At 58.6% G+C, this 11810-nt stretch carries 9 protein-coding genes and 1 tRNA gene; 8 read left to right on the forward strand and 2 right to left on the reverse strand.

From position 1 onward, the window contains the following. Window positions 1-184: 184 nt before the first annotated feature. The 6 genes from AC1C2O_RS03265 (at window position 185) to AC1C2O_RS03290 (ending at window position 9877) form a co-directional block, all read left to right on the forward strand. Entirely contained in the window at window positions 185-1795 is a 1611-nt protein-coding gene (locus AC1C2O_RS03265) for a class I SAM-dependent DNA methyltransferase (RefSeq protein WP_495429018.1), read from the forward strand. Continuing rightward, window positions 1792-2991 (forward strand): restriction endonuclease subunit S, encoded by a 1200-nt coding sequence (locus tag AC1C2O_RS03270; protein ID WP_495429019.1) that lies wholly within the window; start codon window positions 1792-1794, stop codon window positions 2989-2991. Before AC1C2O_RS03265 ends, AC1C2O_RS03270 begins: the two co-directional genes overlap by 4 nt. Next, on the forward strand, window positions 2988-6113 hold the full coding sequence (locus AC1C2O_RS03275) for a type I restriction endonuclease subunit R (RefSeq protein ID WP_495429020.1): 3126 nt from the start codon (window positions 2988-2990) through the stop codon (window positions 6111-6113). Before AC1C2O_RS03270 ends, AC1C2O_RS03275 begins: the two co-directional genes overlap by 4 nt. 45 nt (window positions 6114-6158) lie before the next feature. Next, window positions 6159-7205: an SIR2 family protein gene (locus tag AC1C2O_RS03280; RefSeq protein WP_495429021.1), complete on the forward strand. Its 1047-nt coding sequence runs from the start codon at window positions 6159-6161 to the stop codon at window positions 7203-7205. 60 nt (window positions 7206-7265) lie between these two features. Further along, window positions 7266-9458 (forward strand): KAP family P-loop NTPase fold protein, encoded by a 2193-nt coding sequence (locus AC1C2O_RS03285; protein WP_495429022.1) that lies wholly within the window; start codon window positions 7266-7268, stop codon window positions 9456-9458. 230 nt (window positions 9459-9688) lie between these two features. Then, complete coding sequence (locus AC1C2O_RS03290; protein WP_495429023.1) at window positions 9689-9877, forward strand: helix-turn-helix domain-containing protein; 189 nt, start codon at window positions 9689-9691, stop codon at window positions 9875-9877. A gap of 112 nt (window positions 9878-9989) precedes the next feature. Here AC1C2O_RS03290 and AC1C2O_RS03295 read toward each other — a convergent pair. Continuing rightward, window positions 9990-10072: transfer RNA gene (locus tag AC1C2O_RS03295), tRNA-Leu, on the reverse strand. A gap of 103 nt (window positions 10073-10175) precedes the next feature. Between AC1C2O_RS03295 and AC1C2O_RS03300 the strand changes: the two genes are divergently transcribed. Beyond that, the gene (locus AC1C2O_RS03300) at window positions 10176-10793 is read left to right on the forward strand and encodes an ANTAR domain-containing response regulator (RefSeq protein ID WP_495429024.1); all 618 of its coding nucleotides are present in this window, start codon (window positions 10176-10178) and stop codon (window positions 10791-10793) included. Then, complete coding sequence (locus AC1C2O_RS03305) at window positions 10793-11329, forward strand: GNAT family N-acetyltransferase (protein WP_495429025.1); 537 nt, start codon at window positions 10793-10795, stop codon at window positions 11327-11329. The genes AC1C2O_RS03300 and AC1C2O_RS03305 overlap by 1 nt, the downstream gene beginning before the upstream one ends. Before the next feature lie 29 nt (window positions 11330-11358). On the opposite strand, the gene AC1C2O_RS03310 is transcribed toward AC1C2O_RS03305, so the two are convergent. After that, complete coding sequence (locus tag AC1C2O_RS03310) at window positions 11359-11754, reverse strand: hotdog fold thioesterase (protein ID WP_495431661.1); 396 nt, start codon at window positions 11752-11754, stop codon at window positions 11359-11361. Window positions 11755-11810 lie beyond the last annotated feature (56 nt).

Genomic DNA, 11810 nt, shown 5'->3' on the forward strand with positions numbered 1-11810 from the left:
ACCGTACTGTTGCTTCCGGAACAACCTGTGCGACGTGTGTCAGTTGACGCGAATTGTGCGCGTCGATGGTCCAATACCCCGCGTCGTGTCGGTGGTATCTGCTTGAATCGCTAGGGTGAAGCAGAGGCCGGGCTGCGTCCATCACGCCATCCAATTAACTGCTCGGCCGTAGAGGGAGTTCCCGTTGGCCGACAAGACAAAGAAGACCGCAGCGGCGAGTCTCGAAGACACACTTTGGGAAGCAGCAAACCAACTGCGCTCGAACATGGACGCTGCCGAGTACAAGCACGTCGTGCTTGGGCTCATCTTCTTGAAGTACGTCTCTGATGTTTTCGAGAAACGCCACGCCGAGCTCGAGCGCCTTACAGCTGATGAGTCGAGCGACTACTTCATGCCCACGGACGATGCGCGCGGGCAGCTGCTCGAAGACCGCGACGAGTATGCCGGCGAAGGAATCTTCTGGATTCCAGAAGGCAACCGGTGGAACGACCTGCGCAAAGCGGCGAAGCAGACCGACGTTGGTGGCCGAATCGACTCCGCGATGGAAGCCATTGAGAAGGAAAACCCGACCCTCAAAGGCGTGCTCCCGAAGAACTACGCTAGGCGCGAGCTCACCCCGCAGATGCTCGGCGGGCTAATCGACCTGTTCTCGAATGAAAACCTTGCTGCCGAAGAACACGAAAGCCTTGACGTGCTTGGCCGCGTATTCGAGTACATGCTTTCCAAGTTCGCTAACGCAGAAGGCAAGCTCGGAGGCGAATTCTTCACACCCCGCAGCGTCGTGAAGCTCATGGTCGACATGCTCGAACCATTCAACGGCCGCGTCTACGACCCCGCCTGCGGCTCGGGTGGAATGTTCGTGCAAGCAGACCGCTTCGTGAAAGCCCACGACGGCGTGCGCAACGACATCAGCGTCTTCGGACAAGAGCAGAACCCCACCACTTGGCGGCTGGCGAAGATGAACCTCGCCCTCCGCGGTATTGAGGCGAATCTTGGACCACAGTGGGGTGACTCGTTCACGAACGACCAACATCCCGACCTTCGCGCCGACTTCGTTATCGCCAACCCGCCGTTCAATATCAAGAATTGGGGTGCCGATAAGCTTGCTGGCGACGTTCGCTGGCAGCACGGCAATCCGCCCGCGAACAACGCGAACTTCGCCTGGATTCAGCACATGCTGCATCACTTGAAGCCAACAGGCACGATGGCCACGGTCCTCGCGAACGGGTCGCTGTCCGGTCAATCCGGCGGTGAAGGCGAGATTCGAAAGAACCTGGTACATAAAGACCTCGTCGAGTGCATCGTGGCGCTCCCGGGTCAGCTCTTCTTCACGACTCAAATTCCCGTATGCCTGTGGTTTCTCACCAAGGATAAAAGTGGGCAGGCAATCAAGAGTGAGCGGTCGCAGCGCTCACGTAAGGGCGAAGTCCTCTTCATTGACGCCCGCCAACTCGGTTCTATGGTCTCCCGCACGAACAAGGAACTGACCGATGCTGACCTCGCTCGCATCGCGGATACCTACCATGCGTGGCGTGGCGAACCTGGAGAGAGTACTTACGAAGACGTGCCCGGTTTCTGCGCGAGCGTCAGCCTCAAGCAGATTGCCGAACACGGTCATGTACTCACACCTGGTCGTTACGTTGGAAGCGAAGCAGCTGACGAGGACTTAGAGTCGCTTGACGACAAGATTGCGCGACTAGAGGTTGAAGTGCGTGAGGGTTTTGAGCGCCGTGGACTCCTCCAGCATCAAGTGATGGCGGCTCTAACCTCGCTTGCGGTTCGGGACGTATCTTGAGCTCGCTTGGAGACGTTGCAAAGGTTCACCACGGGTGGCCATTTCACAGCGTAGAAGCAGGTCCGGCCCGGCCGGATGAGCCCAGATTGATACGCATTGGTAACTTTGCGGGTTCGAGAGGGGCGGTCTTTAACCGGAGCGCGACCGAGGGATATCGGGGCGACTATCCGACAGCGTTCAATCTGAAGCCTGGCGACTTACTTGTTGCGATGACGTGTCAGACGTCAGGCGGGGAGATTCTGGGTTGGCCGATGCGAGTGCCCTCGGATGAGCTGAACTACCTGCACAACCAGCGCATTGGGCGCGTTGAAGTGACGGATGCCGCTCGCGTGTCGATTGACTATCTCGAGTACCTTTTTCGCACCGACGACTTCAACCGCTACCTCGCTACGACGGCGAGCGGCTCGAAGATTCTCCACACGGCGCCCTCTCGAATTGAGGCATATCAGTTGGAGCTACCGCTGCTGGAGGAGCAGCAGCGAATTGCGCGAGTACTCGGTGCGCTCGACGACCTCATATACACGAATACTTCGACGATAAACGCCATCCGCGAGCTCGCCGTCAGTGAGTTCAAGAGACTCATAGTCGACAAATCGGTTGCCGTCCGTCTCGGCGACATCGCGACAGTGAACGGGAAGGTAAAGAAGCCCGAAGACCGCGCTATTACATACCTCGATATTGCATCGTTGAACGACGGTTCCATTAAATGGCCGGAGCGCGTCATCGAATGGACGTCGGCGCCGTCGCGGGCGCGCCGTTTGGCAAACTCCGGCGCGGTTCTGTGGGCCACTGTTCGGCCGAATCGTCGGGCACACGCCTTGCTGACTCATAGCCGTCCAGGCCTTGTGATTAGCACTGGTATCGCGGTTCTTGAGCCAATTTCGATTGGTCCCGCGGAGCTGTTTGCCGTTACTGACTCTGAAGAGTTTGTCTCACACCTCATCGCTCGAGCTGAGGGGAGTGCGTACCCAGCAGTGAATGCGTCGGCTTTCGAAGACGCTATCGTGAGGCGCCTTGCCCCGGGAGTCTCTGAGCAGTACGAGGACATTTTTTGGCCGCTCTGGGTGATGGCCGGGGAGCTTGAGGAAGAGAGCGCCCACCTTCGTCGTACACGCGACGAGCTGCTGCCGTTACTGATGTCGGGCAAGATTCGGGTGGGCGAAGCTGCTGGAGTCGGAGGCGAGCGGGACAAGTGAGCGGGATTCCAACAGAGGCGGAGCTTGAGGAGCTCGTGCTCGATGAACTGCGCGGCCTGGGGTGGGTGGCCGTCTTTGGTCCTGACATCGACCCAGACTCTGAAGATTCTGAGCGGGACGACTTCCGTGAAGTGGTGCTGCAGGGTCGGCTGGCCCGCAGCATCGGTCGTCTGAACCCGGCCCTCGATGAGGCTGCGGTTGAGGAAGCAGTGAAAACGGTATTGCGGCCGGAATCACAGCTTGTGATGGCGGAGAATTGGCGGGCGTACCAGCTGCTCACGCAGGGTGTGCCGGTTGAGGTGCGCGATGCGTCTGGTGCGCCGCGCACGGTGCGCGCGCAGCTGGTCGATTGGAAGAACCCGCTAGAGAATGACTTTCTGGCAGTTAGTCAGTTCACTGTCATTGGTTCCGCGAAGCGGCGGCCAGACATCGTGCTGTTCATCAACGGTCTGCCACTCGTGCTGTTGGAACTGAAGCGGGCCGGCAACGAGGCGTCGTCACTGCGAGGTGCGTTCAACCAGGTCCGCACTTATACACACGATATCCCGGACCTGTTCACGTGGAACCAGCTCGCCGTCATCAGCGATGGGGTACAGGCGCGGGCTGGCACGTTTGCGGGCAATTGGGAGCACTTTGCGCCGTGGAAGACGGTGCATGGTGAACTCGCTCGTCCAGTCCTGCCGGAGTACGAAGTGCTCACGAAAGGAATACTCGACCCGAGCCGGCTACTCGACTTAGTGCAGAACTTCACTGTGTACACCGGGGACGCGGGCAACCTCGTGCGCTTCGTGGCGAAATATCACCAGTTCTGGGCGGTGAACAAAGCAGTCTTCGCCACCATTGAGGCCGTCGAAGGTGACGGTCGTGCTGGTGTCGTTTGGCACACGCAAGGGTCAGGTAAGAGCTACGAGATGCTCTGGTACGCGGCGAAAATTATGCGGGAATCGACAATGGAGAACCCAACCGTTGTCGTGCTCACGGACCGGAATGACCTCGATGACCAGCTCTTCGACGACACCTTCGCGGCCGCCCTAATCGGGGCACCGCTGCCCGAATCGCCGGTGCAAGCGGCGTCGCGCGATGAGTTGAAGCATATGCTGAGCGGCCGGGCATCCGGTGGCATCATCTTTTCGACGATTCAGAAATTCGGCATCTCGAAGGATGAGAAGGCGGCTGGCAACCCGTTCCCGTTGCTTTCAGCCCGTATAAACATTGTGGTCATGGTTGACGAGGCGCACCGCTCGAACTACGACTTCATCGACGGGTTCGCCCGGCATCTGCGTGACGGCCTGCCGAACGCGACATACATCGGCTTCACCGGTACACCTATTGAGTCGAGCGACAAGTCGACGAGAAACGTGTTCGGCGACTATATCGACAAATACGACCTCACTCAGGCCGTCGCCGACGGTGCGACGGTAAAGGTGTACTACGAGCCGCGTCTCGCCCGGGTGGAGCTGCCTGTCGGCGCACTCGGCGAAGTCGATGATGCGTTCCGCGACGCGACTTCCGGCTCCGAAGATGAAGCAAAGGACCGTTTGAAGTCGAAGTGGGCGAAGGTGGAAGCCATCGTTGGCTCCGACAAACGCATCGCGGAGCTGGCGTCCGACCTCGTCACGCATTGGGAAGCCCGCAGGGAAGTGCTCGCGGGCAAGGCGATGATTGTGACGATGTCGCGACGCATCGCTGCCGCACTATACGACGCCATCGCCGCGCTTCGCCCGGGCTGGGTCAGCGACGACGACGCATCCGGAAAGCTCAAGGTCGTGATGACCGGCTCGGCTGCTGACGACCAGGCACTGCAGCCGCACATTCGTTCGAAGCAGGCGCTGCGCGATTTGAAGAAGCGCGCGAAGAATCCGGCGGACGAGCTGGAGTTGGTCATTGTGCGGGACATGTGGCTCACCGGATTTGATTCGCCGTCGATGCACACCATGTACGTCGACAAGCCAATGCGTGGCGCGAACCTCATGCAAGCCATCGCCAGGGTCAACCGCACATTCAAGGACAAGCCGGCTGGCCTGGTAGTTGACTATCTCGGTATTGCCGAGGAATTGAAGTCGGCGCTCAAGGAATACACCGACCGTGACCGCGAGAACGAGGAGCTCGGCGAGGACCTGCGTCAGAAGGCCATTCCGGGCATGCAAGAGGCCCACAGTGTCGTCGACGCGATTCTGCACGGTTGCCCATGGCGTCGCAGCTTGTCTGGTGGGGGAGCGAAGGCATTCGTCAACGCTTTAACCGGTGCCGTGGAGTACCTGCTCTCTGCACACACCGAAGTCGGTGACAAGTGCACGAAGGACCGTCCGTGTTTGAAGCATCGCTTTCTCGCTCACGCGAGCCGTTTCGTGCGGCTCTACGCGATGTGTGCGGGAACGGAGGAGGCACAAGCGCTCAAGAATGACGTCGCATTCTTCGAGGCCGTACGCGCTCAGCTTGCCAAGGTCGAGGGCGGTGACCTGCGCGTAGACCCGAACGCCGAGGTGGATACGGCCATCCGCCAAATTGTGTCGGATGCCATGACCGGAGTCGGCGTCATCGACATCTATGAAGAGGCAGGTCTCGACAAGCCCGACCTCTCCCTCATTGACGATGACTTCATCGAGACGTTCAATAGGTCAGACCGGAAGAATCTCCAACTAGAGATGTTGCGCCGTCTGCTGAACGACGAAATTAGGCGAATCGCGAAACGCAACGTCGTCGTCAGCAAGCAATTTTCCGAGATGCTTTCCGACTCACTTTTGCGGTATCAGAACCGCACGCTCGACTCTGCCCAGGTCATCGCTGCGCTTGCCGAGTTGGCGCAGAAGATGACGGCAGAAGCGAACCGTGCTGAACAGCTCGGACTCACCGAAGACGAGCTCGCTTTTTACGACGCCATCCGCACCAACAACTCCGCCGTCGTGGAGCTCAGCGATGACAAGCTAAGGGCGATTGCGCATGAACTCATCCTTATTGTGCGTCGTGATGCAAAGACAGACTGGGCTGCGAAAGAGCAAGTGAGAGCAAAGCTTCGCGCGACAATCAAGAGACTTCTACGTCGATTCGGGTACCCACCGGACAGCCAAGCATCGGCCGTCGCCACAGTACTAGCGCAGGCGGAGTTGATGGCCAGTGAATAAGCGCAGTCCGGTCGAAATCGCAATGAATCAGGACAAGGCCTACGAATGAGTCGGAACTACAATGGCCCCTCATTGAACCCGAGAGAGAAGCGAGACCCCTTTTTTGAACGTCTCGTTCGGGAGGAGTACGACACCGTTGAAGTTTTTGGTGTGAACTTTGAGCCCGTCGATATAATTCAACTGGACCCTGAGGCGTATGAAGAGATTCGGCGCGAACGGCTTAGCGACGTCCATGAGGAAATTCACCAGGGTCTTTCCCAAGAGTCGTATCGACGGCTAGAAAAGCTTGCGCTGCTGATACCGAAGGGTGGGGTAGTGCCGTTCGTCGGCGCCGGCATGTCTGCATCCAGCGGTTATCCAAGCTGGGGTACGTATCTGCGGAATCTGGCGGTCGGCTGGCTTGACCAGGCCATTGTGGACCACCATCTGGAACATGGCGAGTATGAAGCGCTAGCGGAAGCAATACAGGAGAGTCGCGGAGTGGATTCTTTCGAGGAATCACTGGCAGATTTTGACCGCGGTTTTTACCCTTCTGAGGAAGAGTTCATCCTCTTTGAACTTTTCAAGGGGTCCATAGTTACAACCAACTTTGACAATTTGCTCGAGAAGGCCGCTGCCGAACTTGGTTTGACATACGCCGTCCGGGAGGGTGCCAGCCAATGGTCTGGATGGGTCGGAGAGAGCAACGCAGGCACAGCAAAGGTGCTCCTGAAACTGCATGGAGACCACACGCGACCTCAATCTCGGGTGCTTTTGAGGGAGCAATATGAGCAAGCCTATGGACCTAGCGGTTCAGCTCTTCGTGACCTCCGTGCGTTACTCACCATGAACTGCGTACTCTTTTTGGGATGCAGCCTCACTGATGACAGGACTATGGAAATCGCCCGGCAGCTGCGTGAGAAACAACCCGTCGGCGAATCTCGTACACATTACGCGTTCTTGGCGAAGAATGGCGAACAGAAGAATCGCGAGACTTTTCTCACAGCTCGAGGTATTTTCCCCATTTGGTATCCAAACGACGAGGGGGACCACGCAATGTTGGGTCGGATGCTCTGGTGGCTTAAGGACACTATAGCGAGTTCAAATAGTTAGACCGTTAAGGTCTCTCCGGTTCCGAAATGGGGGCCGACGACGGCTTCATCGGAATGTGAAATGGAGATTGCTGTGGAACCGATGTCCGAGGATGCGACAACCTGGATGTGGATGTCGGACGACCCGCTTGAGCGCCCGGGCGAAGACCCAAGGTCACGATATTTTGACCGAACAGCATTCGTAGCGACTACAGCTGGCGCCATTCGCGCCGCCCGCGTCCAGAGCAAATCATCGGTTTTTGGACTGATTGGCGCCTGGGGCTCGGGCAAGACCACAATCATCGCCTCTCTCGCCGCGCAATTGAAGTCGGCGAGCTGGCGGGTGCATCATTTCAATCCGTGGCTGTATTCTGACGCCGATTCCCTCAGATGGGGCTTCTTTTCAGAGTTGCGTGGCGCAGTCCCGGCCGGTGACAGGTGGAATGACACACGAAAGAGCGTGGAGGTGCTGCGCGATACAGTCGTGCCGCTCGCGAAGCTCGCAAGCTTCATAGTGCCAGACATGAGCGGTGTGGCCGAAGACTTCCTCAACCCGGGGCGTTTGAGCGCGACGCGAATGAGGGAGAAGGTCTCGAGTCAGCTGGAGGGCCTCGTCGAGCCAGTGCTGGTAGTTCTCGACGACCTCGACCGATTGACGTCAGCCGAGCTGCTCGAAGTATTCAAACTCGTTCGATTCATAGGCCGTCTCCCGAACGTGTACTACTTGCTCTGTTATGACGAGAAGACGCTCGTCGACCTCTTGGAAAAGACAGACTTGGTCGGAGGACGCGAGGACCGTCGCGCTCTCGACTACCTCGAGAAGATAGTCCAACTACGATTCGATATTCCTCCGCTCAGAGCCGACCTCGTCGAAACACTCTTCGAAGTAGCGCTCCGAGGGGTCGTCTCAAAAAGTAATGTGACACTAACGGGTAGTGATGAGATTCGCCTCATTGAACTGCTCCAGTCTGGTCTAATCGAACGGCTCACGACGCCGCGTGCAATCCGACATCTCTTCGCGCAACTTGAGGCATTTCTGCCTTCGGTTGCAAACGAAGTGGACACGGTCGACTTTGTCTTGCTTAGTTGGATTCGCACTTTCGAGCCGGGCCTCTACGGACAGCTGCAGGCCCAACGGGACTTCCTTATCCACGGCAACATCGGGTTTGAATTCGACAAGAACAAGGCAGCGCAGAAACGCAAGTCTCGACTCACGGAAATGCTTAGCAGAGGGAACGTAACGGCGACTCACGCGGCAACGGTCGTGAGCGTCTTGCAGGCGCTTTTCCCGGTCGTCGGCCGGATTGCGAACGACCAAGATATTTCAAACCTTCCGCGACTTGACGTGCGCAGGATTGCCGATGGATTCTACTTTGCGCGATATTTCAATTTTGGTGTGCCCGTAGACGATTTGCATGACGCAACTGTTCGGATGGCGTTAGCCGAACTCGGACAAGCTGCTAAATCGTCGGACGCGTTGCTCGAACTTGAACGGCATCTCGTATCCGACACGAAGCGGACAATCGAGAAAGTGGAGCACGAGCGAGAGCGTACGCCAGAAAAATCGGCGACAATCATCCGCTGGGCGTTTGCACAGTTCCCAAAGCTTCCCGAACAGAACGGATGGGCCGCCCCACGAGACCTCTTAACCCGTTTTCTCGCTGGGCCGCTCGTCGACGCCTCTACGGCAAACATTCCAGATTTCGTTCAGGAAGCATTCGAAGCTGGAACAGAGTCCGTCTATATTTTTCTTGATGCGACGCGCATCCTTGCTGGCCGTCAACTCGGAGGCGGGGAAGAGATTCGAGTCTGGAACCAACGCGGCAAAGAGCTTCAAGCGGAGATTTTGATATATCTCCCGGGATTCATCGCCGGAGCTACGGCGAAGCCAGTCTTCGAACTCGCCCCGTACGTTTGGCCGCTCATACTCACTTGGGGAGCGCTTGATGACGATGGCCCGGCGACGCTCATTCGCGACCGCGTCGAAGCAGGCGCGTGGCCAATTCTCGATGTTGCTGCACGGCTAGTTGCGAGCGTCGTGCCCTCCGGAAGCGGACCGGACGCCATTTCATCGATATCAGAGTTCGAGGCGAGCTGGGCGAGCAACTACGTTAATATTCCGACATTGCGTGCTGAACTTGCCGCACAAATCGAATTGGCGGGTGAGCTCGAGCCGTTGCGACGCGCCGAAGCAAACCCGGAGAATCGCCGTGCGTACGTTCTGGCGTGGCTCAAGGCTCATCCGTCCGACGATGTCGACGCGGGTGCGGGATAACAGGTCCGTCGCAGAAAAGCCGTATGCACGCACGTGGAGGCGGCATAGGGAGCAGGCTCTCTGCGCGCGGTGCACTCGACTTGTAGTCAGTTCGTGAGTCCGCCGCGAAAACTGAGCGTGACGGAAGAGCACGAGCTGCGACTTTGCGTTGTCGCCGCGTACATATGACGTACCGCGCATAGAGAGTGCGACGCCCCGATGCTCAAGGCATCGCCAGACAGGAGAAAATCATGACCTCGACTCCCCAGGAACACCTCGACCTCGTCAACGACCTAGATGCCACGGCACGTTTCCTCAAATGCACGCCACGGGTCTTGGCAGCTCTCGCCCGCGACGGAGAAATCGCTGCACGAAAGGTCGGCCGGTCTTGGGTCTTTACGCGGCCAGAAATTCTGCGTTTCGTCGGGCTGGCCGAGTAGAGCCGTGACTGCCTAATGCAAGTGAAAGTGGCTCAGTAGGGAGGCAGCCCTGAACTGAAACGTTGGTTTCGGTACTGAAATGTTCCTTAGGGTGACGTTAGGTCACTAAAAGTGCCGGCGGTGGGACTCGAACCCACACGTCCTTTCGAACAAAGCATTTTGAGTGCTCCGCGTCTACCATTCCGCCACGCCGGCAAGCGTGTTGCGTCTACGACTTTAGCGCAGAGTGAGGGGTGGTCATGCGTGTGCGGCGGGTTCCTGGGACTGCGCCGCAGCCACGGCCCACTAGAATAGAACTGTGACCGAGCAAGAACTGTCTGAGCAGCCCACGGCATCCGCCCCGCGACGCGTTGTCGTCGCCGAAGACGAATCGCTGATCCGACTCGACATCGTCGAGATCCTCCGCGACAACGGCTTCGATGTCGTCGGCGAAGCTGGTGACGGTGAAACGGCGGTTGCCCTCGCAACCGAACTGCGCCCCGATCTGGTGATCATGGACGTCAAGATGCCACTGCTCGACGGCATCAGTGCCGCAGAGCGACTGCACAAGGCGAACATCGCTCCGGTCGTGCTGCTCACCGCATTCAGCCAGAAAGAACTTGTCGAGCGCGCGAGCGAGGCAGGTGCGCTGGCGTACGTCGTCAAGCCGTTCACGCCGAACGATCTTCTTCCTGCGATCGAAATCGCGTTGGCCCGCCACGAGCAGATCATCACGCTCGAGGCAGAGGTCGCCGACATGGTCGAGCGCTTCGAGACCCGCAAGCTCGTTGACCGGGCCAAGGGCCTGCTCAACGAGAAGATGGGCCTCAGCGAGCCGGAGGCGTTCCGCTGGATCCAGAAGGCGTCCATGGATCGCCGCCTGACAATGCAGGATGTCGCCAAGGCGATCATCGAGCAGCTCGCGCCCAAGAAGTAGTGCTCGACCTCGGCGACGGCATCCGTCTTCGAGCCATCGAAGCAGGTGATGGCGCAGCCTTGGCTGCGGCATACGATGCGAATCGCGAGCACCTCGCACGTTGGGATCCACTGCGGGATGATTCCTTTTACACCGCGGAGCGGCAGGAAGAGATCCTTGCTGACGCGCTCCGCGATGTCGCAGACAGACGCGCGGCCCGTTTCGTCTTAAGCGCAACCGATGGCCGTGTGATGGGTGTCACAAACGTCGCCAACGTCGTCCGCGGCGCGTTCGAGAGTGCCGATCTCGGCTACTGGATCGATGCATCGCTCGCCGGCCGCGGCATCATGAGCAGAGTCGTTGAGGGCGTCATCGCGCATGTGCGCGATGAACTAGGACTCCACCGGCTGCAGGCCAGCACCCTCATCGACAACGCGGCGTCGCAGAGGGTTCTTCTGCGCAACGGTTTCGAGCAGATCGGCATGGCACCGAAGTATCTTCGGATCGCGGGGGAGTGGCAAGACCACCTGCTGTTCCAGCGCATCCTCGTGGACTAGTCAGCTCTCCTCGCCAGATCGCGTCTCGATCAGGAGGGAAGATCCTTGATCATGTTCGTGATGCGGATCGTCGAACAGCGACGGCCTTGATCGTCGAACACGACGATCTCGTGCACTGCGACGCTGCGACCCAGGTGAATCGGCGTGCAGACGCCCGTGACGAGTCCTGAGGTCGCGGAACGCGTGTGCGTGGCGTTGATGTCGACGCCGACCGCGAGTCGACCGGCACCTGCGTGCAGATTGGCGGCCATGGATCCCAGCGATTCGCCGAGCACCACATAAGCACCGCCGTGCAGAAGCATCACCGGCTGCGTGTTGCCTTCGACGGGCATGGTTGCAACTGCGCGCTCAATGGTGAATTCCGTGAACCGGATCCCCATTTTCTCTGCCAGAGCGCCCATACCTCGCTGCATCACCCACTGCATCTCAGGGGTCTCGATGATCTTGCTCACGTGTCCTCCTCAGCGGGTGTCCGTCGTCC

Source organism: Microbacterium sp. Y355, assembly GCF_059445345.1.

Excerpts from the sequence above, each read along its gene's own strand:
- AC1C2O_RS03280 (WP_495429021.1), top strand. The coding sequence starts at position 6,159 with ATGAGTCGGAACTACAATGGCCCCTCATTGAACCCGAGAGAGAAGCGA.
- AC1C2O_RS03285 (WP_495429022.1), top strand. The coding sequence starts at position 7,266 with ATGGAGATTGCTGTGGAACCGATGTCCGAGGATGCGACAACCTGGATG.
- AC1C2O_RS03290 (WP_495429023.1), top strand. The coding sequence starts at position 9,689 with ATGACCTCGACTCCCCAGGAACACCTCGACCTCGTCAACGACCTAGAT.
- AC1C2O_RS03310 (WP_495431661.1), bottom strand. The coding sequence starts at position 11,754 with ATGCAGTGGGTGATGCAGCGAGGTATGGGCGCTCTGGCAGAGAAAATG.